At 71.3% G+C, this 22,255-nt stretch carries 22 protein-coding genes; 13 read left to right on the plus strand and 9 right to left on the minus strand.

Features of this window, described 5'->3' with window-relative positions; translation table 11 throughout:
- Nucleotides 1-21: 21 nt before the first annotated feature.
- Together ASE01_RS04440 and ASE01_RS25395 are read right to left on the minus strand one after the other, a co-directional pair.
- On the minus strand, nucleotides 22-576 hold the full coding sequence (locus ASE01_RS04440) for a YceI family protein (protein WP_056748877.1): 555 nt from the start codon (nucleotides 574-576) through the stop codon (nucleotides 22-24).
- A 188-nt stretch (nucleotides 577-764) separates the two neighbouring features.
- Nucleotides 765-896: a hypothetical protein gene (locus tag ASE01_RS25395; RefSeq protein ID WP_268788652.1), complete on the minus strand. Its 132-nt coding sequence runs from the start codon at nucleotides 894-896 to the stop codon at nucleotides 765-767.
- A 237-nt stretch (nucleotides 897-1,133) separates the two neighbouring features.
- On the opposite strand from ASE01_RS25395, the gene ASE01_RS04445 reads away from it, so the two are divergent.
- The 5 genes from ASE01_RS04445 (at nucleotide 1,134) to ASE01_RS25555 (ending at nucleotide 5,635) form a co-directional block, all read left to right on the plus strand.
- Nucleotides 1,134-1,397: a hypothetical protein gene (locus ASE01_RS04445; protein WP_056748879.1), complete on the plus strand. Its 264-nt coding sequence runs from the start codon at nucleotides 1,134-1,136 to the stop codon at nucleotides 1,395-1,397.
- Between the two features lie 12 nt (nucleotides 1,398-1,409).
- Complete coding sequence (gene glmS / locus ASE01_RS04450; RefSeq protein ID WP_056748882.1) at nucleotides 1,410-3,245, plus strand: glutamine--fructose-6-phosphate transaminase (isomerizing); 1,836 nt, start codon at nucleotides 1,410-1,412, stop codon at nucleotides 3,243-3,245.
- 64 nt (nucleotides 3,246-3,309) lie between these two features.
- The gene (locus tag ASE01_RS04455; RefSeq protein WP_056748883.1) at nucleotides 3,310-5,034 is read left to right on the plus strand and encodes a DEAD/DEAH box helicase; all 1,725 of its coding nucleotides are present in this window, start codon (nucleotides 3,310-3,312) and stop codon (nucleotides 5,032-5,034) included.
- A 34-nt stretch (nucleotides 5,035-5,068) separates the two neighbouring features.
- Nucleotides 5,069-5,398, plus strand: coding sequence for a hypothetical protein (locus ASE01_RS25185; protein ID WP_157537093.1), 330 nt, complete (start codon nucleotides 5,069-5,071; stop codon nucleotides 5,396-5,398).
- A 105-nt stretch (nucleotides 5,399-5,503) separates the two neighbouring features.
- Nucleotides 5,504-5,635, plus strand: coding sequence for a hypothetical protein (locus tag ASE01_RS25555; protein WP_414858526.1), 132 nt, complete (start codon nucleotides 5,504-5,506; stop codon nucleotides 5,633-5,635).
- Between the two features lie 208 nt (nucleotides 5,636-5,843).
- Here the strand turns inward: ASE01_RS25555 and ASE01_RS04465 are convergent, their stop codons facing one another.
- The gene (locus ASE01_RS04465; protein ID WP_056748887.1) at nucleotides 5,844-6,770 is read right to left on the minus strand and encodes an NAD(P)/FAD-dependent oxidoreductase; all 927 of its coding nucleotides are present in this window, start codon (nucleotides 6,768-6,770) and stop codon (nucleotides 5,844-5,846) included.
- Nucleotides 6,771-6,797: 27 nt separating this feature from the next.
- Here ASE01_RS04465 and ASE01_RS04470 point away from each other — a divergent pair, with 27 nt between their 5' ends.
- The 3 genes from ASE01_RS04470 (at nucleotide 6,798) to ASE01_RS04480 (ending at nucleotide 8,780) form a co-directional block, all read left to right on the plus strand.
- Nucleotides 6,798-7,244 carry a MerR family transcriptional regulator gene (locus ASE01_RS04470; RefSeq protein ID WP_056748888.1) on the plus strand — a complete coding sequence of 149 codons (447 nt, stop codon included), beginning with the start codon at nucleotides 6,798-6,800 and terminating at the stop codon, nucleotides 7,242-7,244.
- Nucleotides 7,244-7,762 carry a hypothetical protein gene (locus tag ASE01_RS04475; protein ID WP_056748890.1) on the plus strand — a complete coding sequence of 173 codons (519 nt, stop codon included), beginning with the start codon at nucleotides 7,244-7,246 and terminating at the stop codon, nucleotides 7,760-7,762. Before ASE01_RS04470 ends, ASE01_RS04475 begins: the two co-directional genes overlap by 1 nt.
- 211 nt (nucleotides 7,763-7,973) lie before the next feature.
- The gene (locus tag ASE01_RS04480) at nucleotides 7,974-8,780 is read left to right on the plus strand and encodes an SGNH/GDSL hydrolase family protein (protein WP_056748892.1); all 807 of its coding nucleotides are present in this window, start codon (nucleotides 7,974-7,976) and stop codon (nucleotides 8,778-8,780) included.
- Nucleotides 8,781-8,867: 87 nt separating this feature from the next.
- Here ASE01_RS04480 and ASE01_RS04485 read toward each other — a convergent pair whose 3' ends face one another.
- Entirely contained in the window at nucleotides 8,868-9,284 is a 417-nt protein-coding gene (locus ASE01_RS04485; protein ID WP_157537095.1) for a hypothetical protein, read from the minus strand.
- 155 nt (nucleotides 9,285-9,439) lie between these two features.
- Between ASE01_RS04485 and ASE01_RS04490 the strand changes: the two genes are divergently transcribed.
- From ASE01_RS04490 to ASE01_RS04500, 3 genes are all read left to right on the plus strand, one after another.
- Nucleotides 9,440-11,362: a penicillin-binding transpeptidase domain-containing protein gene (locus tag ASE01_RS04490; RefSeq protein ID WP_056748895.1), complete on the plus strand. Its 1,923-nt coding sequence runs from the start codon at nucleotides 9,440-9,442 to the stop codon at nucleotides 11,360-11,362.
- 218 nt (nucleotides 11,363-11,580) lie between these two features.
- Nucleotides 11,581-13,050, plus strand: a complete 1,470-nt coding sequence (locus ASE01_RS04495) for an NAD-dependent succinate-semialdehyde dehydrogenase (protein WP_056748897.1) — start codon at nucleotides 11,581-11,583, stop codon at nucleotides 13,048-13,050.
- A 121-nt stretch (nucleotides 13,051-13,171) separates the two neighbouring features.
- Complete coding sequence (locus ASE01_RS04500) at nucleotides 13,172-14,521, plus strand: MFS transporter (RefSeq protein ID WP_082605817.1); 1,350 nt, start codon at nucleotides 13,172-13,174, stop codon at nucleotides 14,519-14,521.
- On the opposite strand, the gene ASE01_RS04505 is transcribed toward ASE01_RS04500, so the two are convergent.
- From ASE01_RS04505 to ASE01_RS04525, 5 genes are all read right to left on the minus strand, one after another.
- Nucleotides 14,518-15,765 carry a low temperature requirement protein A gene (locus ASE01_RS04505; RefSeq protein WP_056748898.1) on the minus strand — a complete coding sequence of 416 codons (1,248 nt, stop codon included), beginning with the start codon at nucleotides 15,763-15,765 and terminating at the stop codon, nucleotides 14,518-14,520. The two genes, ASE01_RS04500 and ASE01_RS04505, sit on opposite strands and share 4 nt — an antisense overlap.
- A gap of 10 nt (nucleotides 15,766-15,775) precedes the next feature.
- A complete protein-coding gene (locus ASE01_RS04510; RefSeq protein WP_235535890.1) occupies nucleotides 15,776-16,351 on the minus strand; it encodes a TIGR03086 family metal-binding protein in 576 nt (191 codons plus the stop codon).
- A 5-nt stretch (nucleotides 16,352-16,356) separates the two neighbouring features.
- The gene (locus ASE01_RS04515) at nucleotides 16,357-17,379 is read right to left on the minus strand and encodes a sigma-70 family RNA polymerase sigma factor (RefSeq protein WP_082605818.1); all 1,023 of its coding nucleotides are present in this window, start codon (nucleotides 17,377-17,379) and stop codon (nucleotides 16,357-16,359) included.
- Nucleotides 17,380-17,463: 84 nt separating this feature from the next.
- Complete coding sequence (locus ASE01_RS04520) at nucleotides 17,464-19,026, minus strand: glycerol-3-phosphate dehydrogenase/oxidase (protein ID WP_056748902.1); 1,563 nt, start codon at nucleotides 19,024-19,026, stop codon at nucleotides 17,464-17,466.
- On the minus strand, nucleotides 19,023-19,619 hold the full coding sequence (locus ASE01_RS04525; protein WP_056748904.1) for a TetR/AcrR family transcriptional regulator: 597 nt from the start codon (nucleotides 19,617-19,619) through the stop codon (nucleotides 19,023-19,025). The genes ASE01_RS04520 and ASE01_RS04525 overlap by 4 nt, the downstream gene beginning before the upstream one ends.
- Before the next feature lie 17 nt (nucleotides 19,620-19,636).
- Between ASE01_RS04525 and ASE01_RS04530 the strand changes: the two genes are divergently transcribed.
- Entirely contained in the window at nucleotides 19,637-21,235 is a 1,599-nt protein-coding gene (locus ASE01_RS04530; RefSeq protein WP_235535862.1) for an FAD-binding oxidoreductase, read from the plus strand.
- The gene (locus ASE01_RS04535) at nucleotides 21,232-22,158 is read left to right on the plus strand and encodes a YegS/Rv2252/BmrU family lipid kinase (protein WP_056748907.1); all 927 of its coding nucleotides are present in this window, start codon (nucleotides 21,232-21,234) and stop codon (nucleotides 22,156-22,158) included. Before ASE01_RS04530 ends, ASE01_RS04535 begins: the two co-directional genes overlap by 4 nt.
- Nucleotides 22,159-22,255 lie beyond the last annotated feature (97 nt).

Raw genomic sequence — 22,255 nt, forward strand, 5'->3', positions numbered from 1 at the left:
GCTGGTCAGGTGTTCGGTTGGTCAGGCGTTCTTGATGGCGGAGATGTCGAACTCGAGCTTGATCTTCTCGGAGACGAGCACGCCACCGGTCTCGAGCGCGGCGTTCCAGCTGAGGCCCCAGTCCTTGCGGTTGATGGTGACGGCACCCTCGAAACCGACGCGGATGTTGCCGAACGGGTCCTTCGCGGAGCCGCTCTCCTCGAACTCGATCGTGACGGACTTGGTGACGTCCTTGATGGTCAGGTCGCCGGTGATGTTCCAGTCGTCGCCGTCGCGGGCGACCTCGGTGGAGACGAACTTCCACTCGGGGAAGGTCTCGACGTCGAAGAAGTCGCCGCTGGTGAGGTGGCCGTCGCGGTCGGCGCTGCCGGTGCTGACGCTGGCGGGGTTGATCGTCACGCTCACCGAGGAGGCGGCCGGGTTCGCGGTGTCGATGTGGGCGGTCGCGGTCCAGTCGGCGAACTGGCCGCGGACCTTGGTGACGACCGCGTGGCGGGCCACGAAGCCCAGACGGCTGTGCGAGACGTCCAGGGTGTAGTCGCCGGCGATGTCGGTGAGGGCTGCGTTCTCGGTCATGGGGTGCTCCTTGGAATCGGAAGGTTTGTTGAAACGTCAACGACCTTAACCAATGGTGACATGTCAACCATTCCGACGCAAGGGGTGGTCTGGGTCACATCGATGAACCCGCAGTGAACGGCCAGGAGCCCGCGAACGCAGGAAGCCGCCCCCGTTGCCGGGGGCGGCTTCCTGGAAGTTGCGTGCCGTCAGGCGGCAGCGTGCGCGATCGCCGGTTGGCCGACCTCGATCCACACCGCTTCCATGCGGGTGCGGCCGTTGTCGTCCGTCACGGGGACCCAGCGCATCTCGAGCCGGTTCGACATCTCGGTGTTGGTCATGGGACACCTCCTGTTCACCTTGTGTTCACCAATCTAGCACATCCCCCACCTGGGGTGGCTGAATCGTGGTTTTCGCGCGACCCACGCTCCACCTGCACCGGTCCCTGCGCGCTCGGTCCCCACCTCGCGCTCCACTTCCGCGCATCCACTGAAGCGGCTCCCACCAGAGTCGGCAAAATCTGCCCGGAATCGGGCAGGAACTTGAGTTCCGGACGCCGGAGATGCACGCTGCTTGACGTGCACGTCGACCCGCAGCTCCTCCGCCACGTGGAGGAGAGCAGTGGCCTGAGCCCCACCGAGGCCCGGCGCCTGGTGGAGGACGTGCTCGCCTTCCACGACGAGACCCTCGAGGACTGGGTCCGGCGTCGGCACGCAGAGCTGAAGACCTACGGGGAGAAGAACGTCGAGATCTTCCCCAGGCTCCGCGAGGAGCTGCGCGGCCACGTCGTGGCCGCACCCGAACTGTCCGAGCGCCAGCTGCGCCGGATGATCTACGGATAGGAACAGATTCGAATGTGCGGCATCGTCGGATACATCGGCACCCAGCAGGCAGCTCCCCTCCTCCTCGAGGGCCTGACCCGGCTCGAGCACCGCGGCTACGACTCCGCGGGGGTCGCTGTCGTCGGCGGCTCCGGGGTGAAGCTCGCCAAGAAGGCCGGCCGGGTGCGCGACCTGTCCGAGGGACTGCCCAAGCGCTTCGGCGGCAAGATCGGGATCGGCCACACCCGCTGGGCGACCCACGGTCCGGCCAATGACGTCAACGCGCACCCGCACACCGACGAGGCCGGCCAGGTCGCCGTCGTGCACAACGGGATCATCGACAACGCCTCCGCGCTGCGCGCCGAGCTTGCCGACGCCGGCGTGACCCTCGCCTCCGACACCGACACCGAGGTGCTCGCCCACCTGATCGGCGCCTCGTCCGCGAACACCCTGGAGAAGCGGGTCGCCGAGGCGCTCGCCCGGGTCGAGGGCACCTACGGCATCGCCGTGGTCCACGCCGACTTCGCCGACCGCATCGTGGTGGCCCGCAACGGCAGCCCGCTGATCGTCGGCGTGGGCGACCACGAGATGTACGTCGCCTCCGACCTCGCGGCCGTGGTCCGCTACACGACCACGGTCGCGCACCTCGACGACGGCGAGATGGCCACCGTGACGGCGAGCGGGTTCACGACGTACCGGATCGAGTCGACCGGCCTGGCCGCGACCGACCGCCGCGCGAACAAGGTCGACATCGACCCCGCGGCCTACGACGCCGGCGACCACGAGTCGTTCATGCACAAGGAGCTGCTCGAGCAGCCCGCTCGCGCGGAGGCCGTGCTCCGTGGTCGCCTCGACGAGCGGTTCGGCACCGGCCACCTCGGTGGCCTCAACCTCGACGCCCGCGAGCTGCGTGCGATCCGCCGGGTCAAGATCCTCGGCTGCGGCTCGGCGTACTACGTCGGCCAGATGGGTGCCTCGCTGATCGAGGAGCTGGCGCGGATCCCCGCGGACGCGGAGGCGGCGAGCGAGTTCCGCTACCGCAACCCGATCATCGAGCCCGACACCCTCTACATCGCCGTGAGCCAGTCCGGCGAGACCATCGACACCCTCCTCGCCGTGCAGGAGGTCCATCGCAAGGGCGGGCGCTGCATCGGCCTGGTCAACGTCGTCGGCTCCGCCATCGCCCGCGAGGTCGACGGCGGCATCTACCTGCACTCCGGACCCGAGGTCGCGGTCGCCTCCACCAAGGCGCTGACCAACATGTACCTCGCCTTCGCGATGCTCGCCGTGCAGCTCGGCCGGGTGCGCGACCTGTCCATCTCGGACGGCAAGAGGCTCATCGCCGGCCTGACCGCGATCCCCGGTCAGATCGAGGAGGTCCTCGCGACCGAGCCGCAGCTGGCCGTGGTTGCCAAGCAGCTGGCGCAGGCGGAGAGCCTCTTCTTCATCGGGCGCGTGCGTGGTTTCCCGGTGGCCCGCGAAGGTGCGCAGAAGTTCAAGGAGATCACCTACCGCCACGCGGAGGCCTACCAGACCAGCGAGCTCAAGCACGGCCCGCTCGCGCTGATCTCGACCGAGGTCCCGACCGTCGCGATCGTCCCCGACGACGAGCTCGTCGAGCGCAACGTCGCGGCCCTGCACGAGATCGCGGCCCGCGGCGGCCCGCTGACCGTCATCACCCATGCCTCGGTCGACCTCGGCGACCTCGCCGGCAAGGTTGAGCGGATCGACGTACCCAGGAACGAGCGCGAGCTCGACCCGATCCTGCTGACCATCCCGCTCCAGGTGCTGTCCTACCACGCAGCGCTGACCCTCGGTCACGACATCGACAAGCCCCGCAACCTCGCCAAGTCGGTCACCGTGGAATGAGGGTGACGCAGCGCACCGCGCCGACGATCGGGCGTGAAATGGCTCACGCCACTACCCTTGTCGGGTGAGTGAGACCGCTGAGACCGAGACCGTGACGTTTGCCGACCTCGGACTCGGCGAACGGATCCTGAAGTCGCTGTCGGACGTCGGCTACGAGTCGCCGTCCGCGATCCAGGCCCAGACCATCCCGCACCTGCTCGAAGGTCGGGACGTGATGGGCCTCGCGCAGACCGGCACCGGGAAGACCGCGGCGTTCGCGCTGCCGATCCTGGACCGCCTCGACCTGACCCAGAAGACCCCGCAGGCGCTGGTGCTCGCGCCGACCCGCGAGCTCGCGCTCCAGGTGTGCGAGGCGTTCGAGAAGTACGCCAACACCATGCGCGGCGTGAAGGTCCTGCCCGTGTACGGCGGCCAGGGCTACGGCGTCCAGCTCTCCGCCCTGCGGCGCGGCGTCCACATCGTCGTCGGTACCCCCGGCCGGATCATGGACCACCTCGAGAAGGGCACGCTCGACCTCTCCGAGCTGCGCTTCCTCGTCCTCGACGAGGCCGACGAGATGCTCAACATGGGCTTCGCGGAGGACGTCGAGACGATCCTCGCCGACACCCCCTCCGACAAGCAGGTCGCGCTGTTCTCGGCCACGATGCCGAAGCAGATCAAGAGCCTGTCGTCGAAGTACCTCAACAACCCGGTGTCGATCGCGATCGAGCGCAAGACGCGCACCGCGGACAACATCACCCAGCGCTACATGATCGTCAGCTACCCGCAGAAGGTCGACGCGCTGACCCGCATCCTCGAGGTCGAGAACTTCGAGGGCATGATCGTGTTCGTCCGCACCAAGAGCGAGACCGAGCTCCTCGCCGAGAAGCTGCGCGCCCGCGGCTACAGCGCCGCCGCGATCAGCGGTGACGTGCAGCAGGCGCAGCGCGAGCGCACCGTCAACCAGCTCAAGTCCGGCAAGCTCGACATCCTCGTCGCCACCGACGTCGCCGCCCGCGGCCTCGACGTCGAGCGGATCAGCCACGTCGTCAACTACGACATCCCCACCGACACCGAGGCCTACGTCCACCGGATCGGCCGCACCGGCCGCGCCGGCCGCAGCGGAGACGCGATCTCCTTCATCACCCCGCGCGAGCGCTACCTGCTCAAGCACATCGAGAAGGCGACCCGCTCGACCCTCGACCAGATGCAGCTGCCGAGCGTGGACGCGGTCAACGAGACCCGCCTGGCCCGCTTCGACGACCAGATCACCGCCGCGCTCGAGTCCCCGAGCATCGACTTCTTCCGCGACGTCGTCAGCCACTACATCCGCGAGCACGACGTGCCCGAGGTCGACGTGGCGGCCGCACTCGCGATCGCCATGCAGGGCGACACCCCGCTCCTGCTCGACCCCAAGGCCGAGCCGCGCCAGCCGCGCTTCGACGAGCGCCCCGACCGCGGCGACCGCGGTGACCGCGGCAGGCGCGACGGCGGCGACCGGGGCGACCGGGGCTCGCGTGACCGTGGTCCGCGCACCGGGGGCAACCTGGCGTCGTACAAGATCCAGGTCGGCAAGCGCCACCAGGTCGAGCCCCGCCAGATCGTCGGCGCGCTCGCCAACGAGGGTGGCCTGAGCCGCAGCGACTTCGGCAAGATCACCATCCGCCCGGACTACTCGATCGTGGAGCTCCCGGCGAACCTCCCGCCCGAGGCCTGGGAGAAGCTCAAGGCCACCCGGATCAGCGGCAAGCTCATCGAGCTCGCCAAGGACTTCGGTCCGCCGAAGGGCGCGCGGCCCCCGCGCGACTGACGTGGTTCCGCACGCCATGGGGGGACGTCGGAGGGTGCTCGCTGCACCTGTGGCGGCGATCGCCCTCGTGGTGAGCGGATGCGCGGCGTCGACCGGACCTGCCGCGGATCCGGATCCGGCGACCTCGGGCTCACCCTCGGCCTCCGCCTCGGCGACCTCGAGCGAGCGTCCCGAGGACCTGTCGCGCTCGGGTGCCCGCGCCGACGTCCCGGACATCGAGATCATGGCCCAGCTCGCCCGCCGGGCCGAGCGGATCGCCAAGAACCTCCCGCAGGCGCCCATCCCGGCCGACGTCGACCGCGGCTCCAACCGCGCGCTGGGCTACCAGCTGATGATCGAGTTCGGCCTGCCGGCGAACCAGTGAGCCTACCTCGACGCGCTGTGGCACCGTGAGTCCGGCTGGAACCACCTCGCCGACAACCCGACCTCCAGCGCCTACGGCATCCCCCAGTCGCTGCCCGGCTCCAAGATGGCTGTCGTCGGCAGCGACTGGCGCACCAACCCCGAGACCCAGATCCGCTGGGGCCTGGCCTACATCGCCGCGCGCTACGGCAACGCGCAGAAGGCCTGGGAGCACTCCGAGCGCGTGGGTTGGTACTGACCCCTCGCAGCTCGAGGAGGTCGCGCAGCGACCGTCGCCCCGTTGGTCGAGGAGGTCGCGCAGCGACCGTCGCCCCGGTGGTCGAGGAGGTCGCGCAGCGACCGTCTCGAGACCCGGTGACCCGGTGCACCCACCCGGCCGGTGGGGTCGACTGCACCGTGGCGGGCGGTCTCGAGACGGCCGCGGGCGGCCTCCTCGACCAACGGGGCTACAGCGTGATCCGCTCCAGTGCGGCGTCCTGCACGCACGCGGCGGCTGCCATCATCCCGGCCGCGGCGGCGGCGAGGACCGAGGCCATCGGCATCGGCAGGCCGGGGCCCTGGGCCATGTCGCCGGCGGCGTAGACGCCGGGGACGCTCGTGCGGCCGAACGCATCGACGATGACGGCGTCCATCGCGGAGCGCTCGAGGTCGAGCTGGTCGGCGAACGGGGTGGACTGCTCCCAGTCGGTCTTCACCAGCATCCCGCCGAGCGCGATCGGCTCCGCGCCGTCCAGCTCGACGACCAGGCCGTCGCCCTCCCGTCGTACGACGCGAACGGGCTGGGCGGCGACGGGGACGCCGAGGCGCTCGAGGTTGGCCACGGTCGCCTCGTCAAGGTCCTCCCCGTTGCTGAGGACGACGATCTCGGCGGCGATCGGACCGAGCATCGACGCCATGGCGGCGACGTGGGGTGCGGAGCCGAGGATGCCGACCCGGGTGCCGGCGTACTCGTGGCCGTGGCAGAACGGGCAGTGCGCGACCAGGTCCCCGAAATTCTCCTCGATGCCCGGCACGTCGGGCAGGGTGTCGCGCACGCCGGTCGCGAGCAGCACCCGGCGGGCGCGGACGGGCTCCTCACCGGCGACCTCGATCACGAAGTCGTCGAGCTCACCGGAGATCCGGGTGACACCGGCCTCCCGGAAGGTGACGTCGGCGTAGGCCTCGGCGTCCTTGCGCGCGGCGGTGCGGAGCTCGGCGGGCGGGGCACCGTCGTGGCCGAGGAAGTTGTGCATGTGCCCGGTCGGGTCGTTGCGATAGCGGTCGGTGGAGAACACCACGCTCGAGCGGTGCATCCGACCGAGGGTCTGGGCGGCCTGGAGGCCTGCTGATCCGGCGCCGATCACGGCGACGTCGTACACGTTTGACTTGTCCATGGGCCCAGCGTGTGACTTCATGTTCACATGAAGTCAAGTCGCAAGGACATCCGCTGGTCGGTGGGCGAGCTCGCCGACCGCTTCGACCTCGAGCCGCACGTGCTGCGGCACTGGGAGGACAAGGGCCTGCTGCTGCCCGCGCGGGACTCGGCCGGGCGCCGGGTCTACGGCGAGGACGACGCCTACCGGGTCGCGACCATCATCGCGAGCAAGGCGTCGGGGATGAGCCTGGAGCAGATCCGCACGCTGGTCGACGCCTCGACCGACGGGCGCCGCGAGGCGCTGCGCGAGCACCTCGTCGAGCTCGAGCGCCGGCAGGCCGACCTCGAGCGCTCGCGCCACCTCACCCAGCACGCGCTGGAGTGCCGGGCCCACGACATCACCACCTGCCCCGGCTTCCAGGCGCACGTGGCCGACATCGTCGAGGGGACGGCGAAGGGGCTGCCGTTGTTGACCGGGCACCGGAGGTCGTGATGACGACCCACCGGACTCCGCCACCTCTGCCGACGTCGATCTGGGTGATCGCCGGGGCCTCTGTCGCGAGCCAGCTGGTGCCACTGGTCCGGCGGGGCGTCCGGCACGACGACGGGCTGTCCCTCGCCGTGTCCGTCGTCCTCGGCGCGCTGGTCATCGGCTACATCTCGGCCGGCGTCGTCCGCGCGCGCACGGTGCGGCTCGTGCTCGTGTGGGTCGTGCTGGTCCTGAGCTCGATCGCCGAGCTCCTCGGCCTCCTCACGGCGGACGAGCCCGCAGATGTCGCCCTGTACGCCCTCCTGCTCGTCACGTCGGTCGTGCTGCTCACCGCCCTGGCGAAGTTCAGCCGGACGGAGTGGTTCGCCTGGCAGCGAACGAAGCCGCCAGCCCAGGACGGAGCCTCGATCAGGGGACTGGTCGCGATCGCGGTGCTCGTCGGTGCGCTGGGCGGGCTGGTCGGGCCGGTCGACGACGGTGTGGACGTGAGCTTCGACGTCGCCACGCGAGCTCCGTCGTAGGTCGAGGAGGTCGCGCAGCGACCGTCTCGAGACCTGGTGAGCCGGTGCTGGGGCTCAAGGCACCTAGTGGGTGGGTGCACCGGAGCCGGAGGTCTCGAGACGGCCGCGGGCGGCCTCCTCGACCGACGGAGAGGTCGTGGCGCCGTTCGTGCGGACGTGATGTAGTGATCCAGATCACATCGGCTCACTCCCGCTCCCCAGAGGTGGCTCCATGTCTCGGTCGCTCCGCCTGCTCCTCACCCTCGGCACCTCACTCGCCGCGGTCCTGGTCGCCCTGGTCGGCGTCCCGCCCGCCCAGGCCGCTGCCCCGTCGTACGTCGCCCTGGGGGACTCGTACTCCTCGGGCGTCGGCACTCGCAGCTACCTCGCCGACGGCACCAGCTGTCAGCGTTCGAACTACGCCTTCCCCAAGCTCGTCGCGACCCAGAAGGCCTACGCCCTGACCTTCAAGGCGTGCTCGGGCGCGACCACCGGTACGGTCACCAGCGGTCAGCTCAGCGCGCTCGGGACGGGCACCGACTACGTCACGATCTCCGTCGGCGGCAACGACGCCGGGTTCACCAGCGTGCTCACCGAGTGCGCCCAGCCCGGCTGGATGTCCAACTGCGACGGCCGGATCGACACCGCGCGCAGCTTCATCGCCAACACGTTGCCGGCCCGCCTCAACACGCTCTTCGCGTCCATCAAGTCCAGGGCGCCCAACGCTGTCGTGGTCGTCGTCGGCTACCCGCGCCTGTTCATGGGCGAGGACTGCAACGCCGCGACCTTCTTCTCGCCCGCCGAGGAGACCCGGCTCAACTCGACGGCCGACCTGCTCAACAGCAAGCTGGCGAGCGCCGCGAGCGCGAAGGGCTTCAAGTGGGCCAACCCGACCTCACGCTTCGTCGGCCATGCGGTCTGCGACGACGTCGAGTGGCTCAACGGCTTCTCCAGCCCGGTCAGCGAGAGCTACCACCCCAACCGCCTGGGTCACTCGTCGGGCTACAAGTCGCTCGTGGCCGGGCTGCTCGTCGGCTGAGGCGCGGTTCGCTGTCGAAAAAAGGCACCGGGTGCGGCTGGGAAGCAGCCGCACCCGATGCGTTGATCCTGAACGTCGGACCGAGGCTCAGCCGCCGCCGAGGTTGAACGTCTGGATCTTGCCGAACCGGGGGCGCTGGACCGAGACCCCGCGCTGCCAGTAGTACTTCTGTGCCGGGTTGAGCACGTTCGTGCACTCCACGAGCGCGTAGCCCGCGTTGCCGTTCAGCGGAGCGCCCGAGATGTTGGTGAAGTTCACCTTGTAGGAGCGGCCGGAGAAGGCGCTGGTGGCCGTCTCGCCGTTGTCGAGGGCGAAGCTGACCGAGGTGGCCTTGAAGAACAGCTTCTGGCACCCGCCGCCACCTTGGACGGTGACGTTCGGGTCGTTGTCCCACGCCTGGGAAGAGGGCGTGGCGAGGAAGCCGCCGGCCAAGGCGATCGCCGCAACGGCGGTGAGCTTTGAACGATGGCGGGTGGGCTTGCGATGGGTGGGTCGAACTTTCACAGGATCTCCCATGGGTTGAGGCGTCATGTGACGCCCGGACGATGTCGTGCCGGACCCCCGAGTGTTGTGTTCAACGACGTTTTACTTTTTCAGTCACTCCTCCAGGAGTCGTCAGATCCTGTGGGTCCGTCGGGTGCTGCTGGTAGAACAGCCGCATGCGGCGATCCTCGGTGGCCCTGCCCGTTCTCCTGCTCGCGACCAGCGCGCTCAGCGCCTGCTCCGGTGACGACGGGGAGGACGCGGCGCGCAGCGAGGCCGACCGGCTCGCCACCGCACTGACAACCGCGGCAGCCCCGGATTCCGAGGACGGGGCGGCAGCCGCCGCCTTCGCCGAAGTCGCATGGAGCGGGGACGCCGCGGTGGCGGCCGAGGAGTACGCCGCCATCGTCGACGGGATGGGTGGCATCGCGCCCACCGTCACGGTCGAGGAGGTCGACGCCGGTGCGGAAGAGCCGACCGCGACGCTCGCCTGGTCCTGGCCGGTCGTGGAGGGCATCGACCCCTGGACCTACGAGACCACGGTCGCGCTGGGTGGTGGCGAGGAGAAGTGGACCGTCGGCTGGTCGCCGTCACTCGTCGAGCCGAGCCTCGCCGAGGGCGACGTCCTCGAGACGGTCACCGAGACCACCGAGAGGGCCGGCATCACTGGCGCCGGGGGCGAGGAGATCGTCACCGAGCGCCCCGTGGTCCGGGTCGGCATCGACCGCACGAAGGTCCCCGCCGCCCGGGCAGCCGCGTCGGCCCGTGAGCTCGCACAGCTCGTCGACATCGACGCCGCGGCCTACGCCAGGACGGTCGCGGCCGCCGGACCCAAGGCGTTCGTCGAGGCGATCACCTACCGCGCCGACGACATCCCGCCCGCCGTCGCGTCCGCGATCACCGACATCGCCGGTGCCCGCCAGGTCGACGGCGAGCTCGCCCTCGCCCCGACCCGCGACTTCGCGGCGCCGATCCTGGGCCGGGTCGGGCCGGTCACCGCCGAGATGGTCGAGAAGGACCCGGACGCCTACCGGCCCGGTGACGTCGCGGGGATCTCCGGGCTCCAGGCCCGCTACGACGAGCAGCTGCGCGGCACCCCCGGGAGGGCCGTGCTCGTCGTACCCGCCGACCAGGGGGCCGACGACCGGGAGCTCTACGCCCAGGAGGCCGTCGCCGGGAAGCCGCTCGCGCTGACCCTCGACCGCCGACTCCAGACCCTCGCCGAGCAGGTCCTCGCCGGGGTCAGGCCGGCCAGCGCCATCGTCGCGATCCGGCCCAGCGACGGCTCCGTCCTCGCCGCCGCCAACGGGGCCGGGACCGGTGGCCAGAACCACGCCACCTTCGGCCAGTTCGCCCCCGGCTCGACCTTCAAGGCCGTCACCTCGCTGGCCCTGCTGCGCGCCGGCCTCACCCCGCGCTCCACCGTGCGGTGCACCCCGACCGTCACCGTCAACGGCAAGAGCTTCAAGAACTACTCCGACTACCCGTCCTCCTCGCTCGGCACCATCGCGCTGCAGGAGGCCATCGCGCAGTCGTGCAACACCGCGCTCATCGATGCCCGCGACGAGCTCGGCGCCACGGACCTCGCCGACGCCGCCGCGAGCCTCGGCCTCGGGATCGACCACGACCTCGGCTTCCCCGCCTTCTTCGGCGAGGTCCCCGACCCCGCCAGTGACACCGAGGCCGCCGCCGACCTCATCGGCCAGGGCAAGGTGCTCGCCTCGCCCATGGCGATGGCCACGGTCATCGCCAGCGTCCAGGCCGGTCGGACCGTGGTGCCCCGGCTCGTCGAGGACGTGGCGGTCGACGTATCCGATGCTGCGGCGCCGCTCACCAAGGCCGAGGCGAGCGCCCTCAAGGCGATGCTGCGCCGCGTGGTCACCGACGGGAGCGGCCGCGGACTCGCCGACCTGCCCGGCGGCCCCGTCATCGCCAAGACCGGAACGGCCGAGTACGCCGCCGGCGGCGCCGTGCGGACCCACGCCTGGATGATCGCCGCCCAGGGCGACCTCGCCGTCGCCGTCTTCGTGCAGACCGGCGAGTCGGGCTCGCGCACCGCCGGTCCCCTGCTGGAGGAGTTCCTGCGCGGCGCACGCTGACCCGGGACCAAAGTCCTGAGTCCTGGTGGCAGACCGCAGGAATCTCGGAAAACCGCCCTTGACCGTGACCGGGGCCGCGCTACAGTGAAGGCGTCGTACTCGGAGGGAGCACCGAAAGCGACAGAGCCCCTCGTTGACCCCATGCAATGAGGGGCTCGCTCCATTTTTGCCCGGCCGCCCGCAATCCCGGGCACACCACTCCGTGCCAGAGTGATCCCATGACCTTCCGCGAACGCCTCGGCCACCTGCTCCCGGAGTCACACCGCCAGCTGTACGTCGGCGGTCGGTGGGTGCCGGGGAGCGCGGGGGGACGCATCGACGTCATCGACCCGGCGGACGGCTCGGTGCTCACCGACGTCGCGGACGGCACCCTCGACGACGCGCGGGCGGCGCTCGACGCGGCGGCCGCGGCCCAGGCGGACTGGGCGGCGACGGCGCCGCGGGAGCGCGGGGAGATCCTGCGCCGGGCGTTCGGCCTGGTGACGGCGCACGCCGACGACCTGGCGCTGGTGATGAGCCTGGAGATGGGCAAGCCGATCGCGGAGGCGAAGGGCGAGGTCACCTACGGGGCCGAGTTCCTGCGCTGGTTCTCCGAGGAGGCGGTGCGCATCCACGGGCGCTGGATGCACAACCCCGCCGGGGGGAGCCGGTTGCTGACCGTGCGCAAACCGGTCGGACCGTGCCTGTTCATCACCCCGTGGAACTTCCCGCTCGCGATGGGCACCCGCAAGATCGGTCCGGCGATCGCGGCCGGCTGCACGATGGTGGTCAAGCCGGCAGCCCAGACGCCGCTGACGATGCTGATGCTCGCGGGCCTCCTCGCCGAGGCGGGCCTGCCGGCCGGCGTGCTCAACGTGGTCACCACCAGCGACTCCGGCGCCCTGAGCAGCACCCTGCAGGCCGACGCCCGACTGCGGAAGGTGAGCTTCACCGGCTCCACCTCGGTCGGCAAGAAGATCGTCGAGCAGTCCGCCGACCAGCTGCAGCGGGTCTCGATGGAGCTCGGCGGCAACGCGCCCTTCCTCGTCTTCGCGGACGCGGACGTCGACGCCGCCGTCGACGGCGCGATGCTGGCCAAGATGCGCAACATGGGCGAGGCGTGCACGTCCGCGAACAGGTTCCTCGTCGAGGCGCCGGTGGCCGAGGAGTTCGCGACGAAGCTGGCCGAGCGGATGGGCGCACTGCGCGTCGGTCGCGGCCAGGACGTCGGCGTGCAGGTGGGACCGCTCATCGACGCCAAGGTCGTCGCCTCGGTGAAGGCGAGCGTCGAGGACGCTGTCGCCCGCGGCGCGCGGCTGCTGACCGGCGGTCAGGCGCCCGAGGGTGACGGCTACTTCTTCACGCCGACGGTGCTGGCCGACGTACCCGTCGACGCGGACGCCGTCACCGCCGAGACCTTCGGTCCGGTCGCGCCGATCACGACCTTCACCGAGGAGGACGAGGCGATCCGGCTGGCCAACGCGACGGAGTACGGCCTGGCGGCCTACGCCTACACGCGCGACCTGGCCCGCACCATCCGGCTGGCCGAGCGTCTCGAGACGGGCATGCTCGGCATCAACACCGGGCTGGTCTCCAACCCGGCGGCTCCGTTCGGTGGCGTGAAGGCCAGCGGATTCGGTCGCGAGGGCGGCTTCGAGGGCATCGAGGAGTACCTCGACACGACGTACGTCGCGCTGCCCGCCGGCTGAGGACGCGCCTCGGGGCTTGACCTCAACCTCGCTCGAGGTTGTCCACTCGGCAGGTGACGAACCGCGCTGCGATGAAATCGATGGCCGTTGTCGGTCGTCCCCTGCAGACTGGAGGACGACCATGACTGACCAGCTCACGCCCATCTCACCGACCCCCGACGGACCGGGTCCGGGCGTTCCGGCACCCCCGGTGAGCCGCCTGCCCCGGGCGCTCACGCCGTTCCGGCACCCGGCCTACCGACGGCTCGGTGCCGCGATCGTGTTCACCAGCTTCGGTGGCGGCGTCTGGGTGGTGGCGCTGGTCTGGGAGGTCATCCGGATCGGGGGCAGCGCGAGCGCGCTGTCGGTGGTCTCCACGGCGGCGGCGCTGGGCGTCCTGCTGCCGGCACTGCTCGGTGGCGTGGTCGCGGACCGGGTCCCGCAGAAGCTCATCCTGGTCGTGACGACCTCGGTGGAGCTCGCCGGGATGACGCTGATCGCGGTGCTGTCCTTCGCCGACCTCACCCAGCTCTGGCACCTCGCGGCGGTCGCCTTCACGGCCGGCATGGCGATGGCCTTCTACTACCCCGCCTACTCCGCCTGGCTGCCGGCGCTCGTGCCCGAGGAGGACCTCCTCGCGGTCAACGGGTTCGAGGGCATGGTGCGGCCCACGATCGGGCAGGCGCTCGGCCCGGCCGTCGCCGGCATGGTGGTCGGCGCAGCGTCGTCCTCGGCGGCGATCTCGGTGGCGGCACTCGGCTACCTCGCGGGACTCCTCGTCCTGCTGCTGGTGCCGATGACCGCCGTACGACGTGAGCTGCCCACCTCCGAGGAGGCTGCCGGGGACGCCGGTGGAGCGGCGCACGCGGTCGCGACCGCGCTCGCCGACATCCGCGAGGGCTTCGTCTACATGGTGCGCACGCCCTGGCTCCTGGCCACGCTGCTGTTCGCCTCGGTGATGGTGCTGGTGATGATGGGGCCGCTCGAGGTCCTGGTGCCGTTCCTGATCAAGGACCAGCTCGGTGGCGGACCGGGCGATCACGCGCTGGTGATGGCCGGGTTCGGCATCGGCGGGGCGGTCGGCTCGATGGTGACCGGCTCGCTCCCGATGCCCAAGCGCTACCTCACCTGGATGAACCTGATGTGGGGCGCCGGCTGCCTGCCGTTCCTGGTGATCGGCTTCGCGACGGCCATCTGGCAGGTCGTGGCCGCGGCCTTCGTGCTCGGCGCGCTGTTCTCCGCACCGATGGTGATCTGGGGGACGCTCCTGCAGCGACGGGTGCCGCCCGAGCTGCTGGGCCGGGTCGCCTCACTCGACTTCTTCGTCTCGATCAGCCTGATGCCGATCTCGATGGCGCTCGCGGGTCCGGTCGCCGAGCTGATCGGGCTGGAGGCGACCTTCGCGATCGCGGCGCTGGTCCCCGGCGCCGTTGCGGTCGCCGCCGTCGTCCTGGCCAAGCTGCCGGCCGACGAGCTGGCGCACCCGCTCTAGTCGTCGAGTGCCTCGAGGACCTCGCTGTTGTGCTTCCAGCCGACGGTCTCGTAGCCGACGACGGTCACCCACGGGGTGAGGGACAGCACCAGCAGGCACCAGGTCAGGTCGACCTCCGCGGCGGCCATGAGGACCGGGACGACGATCGTCACAGCGGACAGGATGACGAGCACGAGGTGGAAGACGTCGAAGCTGCGGGTCAGGATCGCGTAGCCGGCGTAGAACACGACGACGAACGCCGCGACCGGGATGACCACGGAGACGACGGAGCCGACCAGGCCCAGCTCCGAGTGGTGCTCGAGGTAGTAGCCCGCGACGTGGAGGCCGGCGCCGATCGCGACGATGCTGCCGAAGACCGCCATGTGGCCGTAGCCGAACCCGAAGGACCGCTCCCGCCGTGCGTGCAGGATCGGGCCGGTCGGCACCGCGAAGTAGGACCACCAGATGCCGAAGGTGAGCGCGGTGCCCGAGAGCGCGAGCAGGCCGACGTCCCACGTCAGACCCTCTGCGGACAGGGCCGAGAGGGTGACCATCGTGCCGATCATCCCCTCGCCGAGGCAGATGATGACCATGAGGCCGTAGCGCTCGGCGACGTGGTGGGCGTGCCACGGCGTGCCGCCCCGACGGGTCTCTGCGAGGAACGGGCCGCCGATCTCGACCAGGAACGGGATCGCCAGCAGCGCGAACGTGGTGCCGACCGGGAAGTCGGTGACGGCCAGCACGCACCACAACACCTGGGCGATGCCGATCGAGACGATGTAGGTGCGGCAGGCGGGGCGACGCGACGCGTCATGGCGACCGGCCCGCCACCACTGCAGCATCATCGCCGCCCGCATCACGACATAGCCCCACACCATGACGTCGAGGTCGAGGGTGTCCGCGTGCTCGGCCACCGAGATGAACATCGGCTTCAGCCCGAGGGCGAAGACGAGCACCCCGACCATCTGCAGCATCGTGGTCAGCCGGTAGACCCAGTCGTCGGTGTCGTACGCCGACGCGAACCAGGTGAAGTTGATCCAGGCCCACGAGACGCCGAAGGTGGCGAAGCAGAACGCGACGACCCCGGCGCCGACGTGGTCCTCGGCCAGCGCGTGCGCGAGCTCGTTGGCGGCAGTGCCGAACGCGACGACGAAGGCCAGGTCGAAGAGCAGCTCCAGCGGGGTCGCGGCGCGGTGGACCTCGTGCGGGTCGCGGCCCCCCATCCGGCGGCGGCGGTGGCGGACGGTGCTCTGCGCGTCGGACATGCGGGGCAGTCTAGGAGGCCGGGCGACGCCCCAGCAGGCCCAGCACGTGCCGACCGGCCGCCGCCTCGATGTCGACCGGCACCGGCGGCGCGAAGCGGTCGTCCCCACTGAGTGCCACCTGCAACGCGGAGGGCAGCAGTGCCGCGGCGAGCGGCTCGGGCAATGGCTGCGGCTGACCGGTCGCCTGCCGCACGTCCCAGCCGTGGACCGTTATCTCGAGGGCTGCGATCCGGGCGATGGTGTCGACGGGGAGCGGGTGCCCGCCCACGTCGACGTACGGCGAGGAGGCACTCATCCACGCCGTCAGCAGGTCGCACGCCTTCTCCTGCAGGGTCCGGACGCGCACGTCGAGGGCAGTGGGGGCTCCGCTGTGGAGCCCCACCGTCCCGTCGGCGGCCTCGGCGAACGCGTCGAGGGCGTCCTCCATGTGCGCGAGCAGGTCGGCGAGGGTCCAGCCCGCGCAGGGGGTGGGCCGGTCGACGTCGTCGCAGGTGATGGTCCCGAGCGCGCTGCTCGTGTAGTCCAGGGCGCGCTGCAGCAGGTCCAGGCCCGCGACCATCCCGTCCGGCGCAGTGGCGGCGGACATGGCGCTCACACCGGGACGTAGTCGGCTGGCAGCCGGTCCGGGAGGCCGAAGCGCGCGAAGAGCCGGGCGTCGAAGAACGCCGTGACGTGCTCGACGCGGAGCTCCTCGCCGGCCCCTGTCATCTGCAGGACCTGCAGGTGGAACGGCTCGAAGTGTCCCTCCGGCTGGCGCATGTAGAGCCCGAAAGCCGGCTGGCCGTTGGCGGTCGTCGCCACCATCGGCATGTCGTTGACGCCGCCGGGACACTTCGTGCCGATGAGCTCCGCGATGTGGGCCGGGCCGCTGTAGTGGTTGAGGAACGGCGGCATGTCCCAGGTCGCGTCGAAGGTCAGGAGCTGCACGATCCGGTCGATGTCCTTGCGCCAGAACGCCTCGAGGTAGGCGTCCAGCAACCGCCGCTGGGAGTCGTCGAGGTCGGGTTCGACGGTGTCCGGCGTCAGACCACGTTCGGCCAGCTGGGCGTGGGCCCGCTGGAGTGCCGAGTTCACCGCGGCCGTCGTCGTGTCGAGCGCGGTGGCTGTCTCGGCCGCCGACCAGCGCAGCACGTCGCGCAGGATCAGCACCGCCCGCTGGCGCGCGGGCAGGTGCTGGAGGGCCGCCACGAAGGCGAGCCGGATCGTGTCACGCTCGGCCACCTCGACCGCAGCGTCCGGGATCGGCTCGAGCCACGGGACCTCATGGTCCTCGAGCAGCTCGTCGGCAGGAGCCGAGTCCGCCGTACCCAGGCCGGTCGGCAGGGGGCGCCGCGGCTTGCTCTCGAGGTTGGTGAGGCAGACGTTCGTCGCGATCTTGTAGAGCCAGGTGCGCACCGAGGAGCGTCCCTGGAAGTTGGCCGAGGCCTTCCACGCGCGCAGGAACGTCTCCTGGACGAGGTCCTCGGCCTCGTGGACCGACCCGCTCATCCGGTAGCAGTGCGCCATCAGCTCACGCTGGTAGCGCCCGGTGAGGGTGTCGAAGTCGGCGAGCTCATCGCTCCCCGGAACGGGTGCTGCCTGCCCTGTTGCCTGCTCGGTCACCGTGATTCCCATCGCTGCCCCTGTGTCGCGCCAGTGTGCCTGATGTGATGGACCGGGGCGAGGTCGAAAACTCATCGCGGCTGACAGTTCCCCGCTTCAGCGGGGATTCCTGCACGCCGCCAGCACCCGCTCGGCCGCGCCCACGGCGACCTCACGATCGGCGGGCACCAGCCCGATCCGGGTACGTCGGTCGAGCAGGTCCGCCACGTCAGCGGCGCCCTCGTGGGTGATGCCGAAGAAGAGCTCCGCCCACACCGTCGCGATGTGCGGGTGGTCGGGCGCGATCGGGGCGAGCACCTCGTCCTCGGTCCAGCCGGAGGCCCGGACCGCGGCGGAGAGCGCGAGGTCGGCGTCGGCGCCGTACCTGCGGATCAGGCGCGCGCGCCCCGGGTGGCCGACGCGCGCGGACTCCTCGGCGAGTGACTCGCGGGACGCCGCGCCCGCGAGGGGCAGGGAGGCGGTGACGCACGGGCCGGCGGTGAGTCCGGAGGCGGTGACCGCGGCGTCGACGGCGTCCTCGGCCATCCGGCGGTACGTCGTGAGCTTGCCGCCGACGATCGTGATCACGCCGGAGGACGAGGTCAGCACGGCGTGCTTGCGGGACAGGTCGGCGGTCGAGTCGTCGCCGCTGTCGAGCAGGGGGCGCAGTCCGGCGAAGGCGCCGACGACGTCGGAGCGGCGCAGCGGCCGGGCGAAGGATGCGGCCACGACGTCGAGCAGGAAGCCGATCTCGACCTCGGTGGGTTCGGCGACGTCGGGGACCGGTCCGTCGACGGGCTCGTCGGTCAGGCCGACGTAGAACTGGCCGTCGGGCTGGGGGAGCACGAGCACGAAACGGTTGGTCTCGCCGGGGATCGGGGCGAAGACGGCGACGGAGAGGCGCGGCAGGGCCTCGGCGCGAAGGACGAGGTGGGTGCCGCGCGAGGGGCGCAGGCGTACGTCGTCGACCAGGTCGCCCGCCCACACGCCGGCGGCGTTGACGACGGCGCGGCAGCGGACCTCGTGTCCCGCGCCGGTCAGCTCGTCGCGCAGCTCGACCGAGTGCCCGGTGGCGGCGAGCACCCGGGCGTGGGTGTGCACGGCGGCGCCGCGCTCGGCCGCGGTGCGGGCGATGGTGGTGACCAGGCGGGCGTCGTCCTCGAGCTGGCCGTCCCAGCCGAGCAGGCCGCCACGCAGACCTTCGGTGCGCAGCGGGGGCGCGAGCCGGCGGGTCTCGGCGGCGGTCAGGCGGCGGGGGCGCGGCAACGTGTCGGCGCTGGTGCCGGCAGCACGGCGCAGCAGGTCGCCACCGAGGAACCCGGCGCCCGCCAGGAAGCCCATCGGCTTGCTGACGCCGCCCGCGAGCGGGATGAGCGACGGCATCGGGCGGGTGAGGTGGGGAGCGGTGACGTCCATCAGGATGCCGCGCTCGACCGCACTCTCGTGGGCGATGGCGACCTGGCCGGACGCGAGGTAGCGCAGTCCGCCGTGGACGAGCTTGGAGGAGAACCGCGAGGTGCCGAAGGCCAGGTCGTGGGCGTCGACCGCGAGCACGGTGAGGCCACGGGAGATCGCGTCGAGCGCGACGCCGGCGCCGGTGACGCCGAGGCCGATCACGACCAGGTCGACGTCGGTGGGCGCTCCTGCCAGGCCGGCGGTGATCCGTCGGGCAGCGGTCATGGCGTCAGGCTCCGGACGATCAGGGTTCGGAGCTCGGCGTCGAGAGCGGCCGCGTCCACCTCGTCGTCGAGCATGGTGTGGGCCGAGAGGACGAACCCGTGCGCAGCGAGGACCAGGCTGCGGGCGATCGCGATCGGCGCACCGGCGCGCATCGTCCCCTGCCGCTGCCCCTCGGTGATGGCCGCGGCCAGGATGCCGAGGATGAGCTCCTGCGAGCGACCGCGGCGGGCCAGCAGGTAGGGGAGGATCAGCTCCGGGTCGAGCTCGACGATGCGGGTGAAGAGCTCGTTCTGGCGCAGGGCGTCGACCGTGGCGCTCATCGCGTCAGCCAGTCCCTCCGGCGTCGGCGCGCCGGTGAGGTCGACCTGGCCGGTGACGAGGGTGCCCCACTCCCGGGTCATCAGGTCGCCGAGCAGCGCGGGCATGTCGGACCACGCCCGGTAGATCGTCATGCGCGAGACGCCCGCGCGGCGGGCGACCTCGGTCAGCGTCGTACGACGCCAGCCGACGTCGAGGATGCAGTCGCGTGCGGCGTCGAGGTAGCCGTCGCGCGGATTCGGCTCGGCCTGCTGGTTGTGACGATGTGACGTCATGTGTAACACTGTAACACATGACGATCGAGCGCCCCACCGCCCTGCAGCCCGAGATGCCCGCCACGCGGTGGGGCGACCCGGACCACGCCATCGGCCTGCCGGACGGCGTCCGCGACCTCGTCGGGATGGTCTTCGAGCTCCGCCACACCCCCGCCGCGACCGAGGTCGCGCTCCCGGCCACACGTCTCACCGACGGCCAGATCGCCGCACTGCAGGGCCTGCTCGGCGCCGAGCACGTCGTCACCGAGGACGCGCTGCGCCGCCTGCGCACCCGCGGGAAGTCGACGCCCGACCTGCTCCGGCAGCGCACCGGCGACCTCGGCGACGCGCCCGATGTCGTCGTACGACCCGGCGGGCACGACGACGTCGCCGCCGTCCTCGCGTGGGCGGTCGAGCAGCGGGTCGCGGTCGTGCCCTTCGGTGGCGGCACGGCCGTCACCGGTGGTCTCGTCGCCGACCCCGCGTCTGCCGGACTCACCGGCGTGATCTCGCTCGACCTCGGTCGGATGCGCGGCCTGCTCGCCCTCGACCCGGTCTCCTCGACCGCCACGCTGGAGCCGGGACTCCGCGGACCCGAGGCCGAAGCACTGCTCGGCGAGCACGGCCTGATGCTCGGACACCTCCCGCAGTCGTTCGAGTACGCCTCCATCGGTGGCTTCGCCGCCACCCGTTCCAGCGGCCAGTCGAGCGCAGGCTACGGCCGCTTCGACTCGATGGTCGTCGCGCTCCGCGTGGCCACCCCGGCCGGCGAGGTCCGCCTCGGCGCCTCCCCGGCCAACGCCTCCGGTCCCGACCTGCGCGAGCTCTTCCTCGGTTCGGAGGGGGCCTTCGGTGTGATCACCGAGGTCACCGTCCGGGTCCGGCCGCTGCCGGAGGTCAAGGAGTACGAAGGCTGGCGCTGGCCGTCCTTCGCCGAGGGCGCCGACGCCATGCGCGTGCTCGCCCAGGGCGACCTGCTCCCCACCGTGCTGCGGCTCTCCGACGAGAACGAGACCGCGATCAACCTCGCCGACCCCGAGAGCATTGGTGGCGAGGGCAGCGCGGGTTGCCTGATGATCGTCGGCTACGAGGGCACGCCGTCGGCCGTCGCTGCGAAGAAGGCCGCGGTCACCACCACGCTCACCGGACTCGGCGGCCGTCCGCAGGGCAGCGCACCGGGCGAGGCCTGGGCCGAAGGGCGGTTCAACGCGCCGTACCTCCGCGACAACCTGCTCGACGTCGGCGTCCTGGTCGAGACCCTCGAGACGGTGACCTTCTGGGGCAACCGCCAGAACCTGTACGACCGGGTGAGGACGGCCCTGACCGAGACCCTCGGCGAGGGCGCGATGGTGCTCTGCCACGTCTCGCACGTCTACGCGACCGGCTGCTCGCTCTACTTCACCGTCGCCGCTCCGGGTGGCGAGGACCCGCTCGCGACGTGGCTGCCCGCCAAGGCTGCCGCCTGCGAGGCCATCGTCGCCGCCGGTGCCTCGATCACCCACCACCACGCCGTCGGCACCGACCACAAGCCCTATCTGGGTGCCGAGATCGGCGAGGTGGGGGTGGAGGTCCTGCGCGCGGTCAAGAGGGCCGTCGACCCCGTCGGCATCCTCAACCCCGGGGTGCTGATCCCGTGACAGCGCCGTCGGGACGCCGCTTCGCCTTCCTCGTCAACCCCAACTCGGGTGGGGGAGCAGCAACCAAGGTCGTCGTACCGCTCGCCCGCGCGCTGCGGGAGGCGGGTGCTGCGGTCGACGTCAGCTACACGACCTCGCCCGCCGAGACGCCGGACCTGGTGGCCACCGCCGTCGCCGCAGGTGCCGTCGTGGTGTCCGTCGGCGGCGACGGGATGCTCTCCTCGGTCGCCGGTGCGGTCTCCGAACGCGACGGCGTGCTCGCCGTCATCCCCGCCGGTCGCGGCAACGACTTCGCCCGCATGCTCGAGATCCCCCACGACACCGCCGGACAGGCGGCGCTGCTGCTTGCCGGGGAGGAGCGCAGGATCGACCTGTTGTGCGCGACGCGCGGCGACGCGACGACCTCGGTCGTGGCCGGATCGGTGTACGCCGGCGTGGACGCCCGTGCCGCCGAGATCGTCGACCGCTCGCACTGGCTGCCCTCGAGGCTGCAGTACCCGGTCGCCGCGGTCCGCGCCCTGGCGACGTACCGGCCCGTGCACTGCGTGCTCGAGGTCGACGGCGTGCGCTCGGAGCACCAGGCCGCCACGGTCGTCGTCGCGAACTCCCGCTACTACGGCAAGGGCATGGCCATCGCGCCCGACGCGTCCGTCTCCGACGGGCTGCTCGACGTCATCGTGATCGAGGCCGCCGGCCGGCTCGACCTGATCCGCGCTCTGCCGAAGGTGTACGACGGCCAGCACGTCGCGCTCGACGAGGTGAAGGTGCTGACCGGGCACCGGGTGACGCTGTCCGGCACCTATCGCGGCGGTGGCGCTGTGCCGGTCGGTGCGGACGGCGAGGCGCTCGGCGCACTGCCGGGGGATCCCGCTGCTCCGCTCGTGGTCGCGTTGGTGGCGGGGGCGGTGCGGATCCTTGCGTGAAGCGGCGGCAGTTTCACCGCTTAGGCGGTGAAACTGCCTCTGGGCACATGAAATTCCGTGTGCTCAGAGGCAGTTTCGTGGGTTAGGCGGTGAAACT

Origin of the sequence: Nocardioides sp. Root190, assembly GCF_001428565.1 — a bacterium.
Lineage (GTDB): Bacteria > Actinomycetota > Actinomycetes > Propionibacteriales > Nocardioidaceae > Nocardioides.

Coding starts and splice junctions, on each gene's coding strand:
- glmS (WP_056748882.1), top strand. CDS start 1,410: ATGTGCGGCATCGTCGGATACATCGGCACCCAGCAGGCAGCTCCCCTC.
- ASE01_RS04520 (WP_056748902.1), bottom strand. CDS start 19,026: ATGACCGCTGCCCGACGGATCACCGCCGGCCTGGCAGGAGCGCCCACC.
- ASE01_RS04530 (WP_235535862.1), top strand. CDS start 19,637: ATGACGATCGAGCGCCCCACCGCCCTGCAGCCCGAGATGCCCGCCACG.
- ASE01_RS04470 (WP_056748888.1), top strand. CDS start 6,798: ATGAAGTCAAGTCGCAAGGACATCCGCTGGTCGGTGGGCGAGCTCGCC.
- ASE01_RS25395 (WP_268788652.1), bottom strand. CDS start 896: ATGACCAACACCGAGATGTCGAACCGGCTCGAGATGCGCTGGGTCCCC.
- ASE01_RS04505 (WP_056748898.1), bottom strand. CDS start 15,765: ATGTCCGACGCGCAGAGCACCGTCCGCCACCGCCGCCGCCGGATGGGG.
- ASE01_RS04525 (WP_056748904.1), bottom strand. CDS start 19,619: ATGACGTCACATCGTCACAACCAGCAGGCCGAGCCGAATCCGCGCGAC.
- ASE01_RS04480 (WP_056748892.1), top strand. CDS start 7,974: ATGTCTCGGTCGCTCCGCCTGCTCCTCACCCTCGGCACCTCACTCGCC.
- ASE01_RS04495 (WP_056748897.1), top strand. CDS start 11,581: ATGACCTTCCGCGAACGCCTCGGCCACCTGCTCCCGGAGTCACACCGC.
- ASE01_RS04490 (WP_056748895.1), top strand. CDS start 9,440: ATGCGGCGATCCTCGGTGGCCCTGCCCGTTCTCCTGCTCGCGACCAGC.
- ASE01_RS04475 (WP_056748890.1), top strand. CDS start 7,244: ATGACGACCCACCGGACTCCGCCACCTCTGCCGACGTCGATCTGGGTG.
- ASE01_RS04465 (WP_056748887.1), bottom strand. CDS start 6,770: ATGGACAAGTCAAACGTGTACGACGTCGCCGTGATCGGCGCCGGATCA.
- ASE01_RS04515 (WP_082605818.1), bottom strand. CDS start 17,379: ATGGGAATCACGGTGACCGAGCAGGCAACAGGGCAGGCAGCACCCGTT.
- ASE01_RS25555 (WP_414858526.1), top strand. CDS start 5,504: ATGGCTGTCGTCGGCAGCGACTGGCGCACCAACCCCGAGACCCAGATC.
- ASE01_RS04500 (WP_082605817.1), top strand. CDS start 13,172: ATGACTGACCAGCTCACGCCCATCTCACCGACCCCCGACGGACCGGGT.
- ASE01_RS04510 (WP_235535890.1), bottom strand. CDS start 16,351: ATGTCCGCCGCCACTGCGCCGGACGGGATGGTCGCGGGCCTGGACCTG.
- ASE01_RS04440 (WP_056748877.1), bottom strand. CDS start 576: ATGACCGAGAACGCAGCCCTCACCGACATCGCCGGCGACTACACCCTG.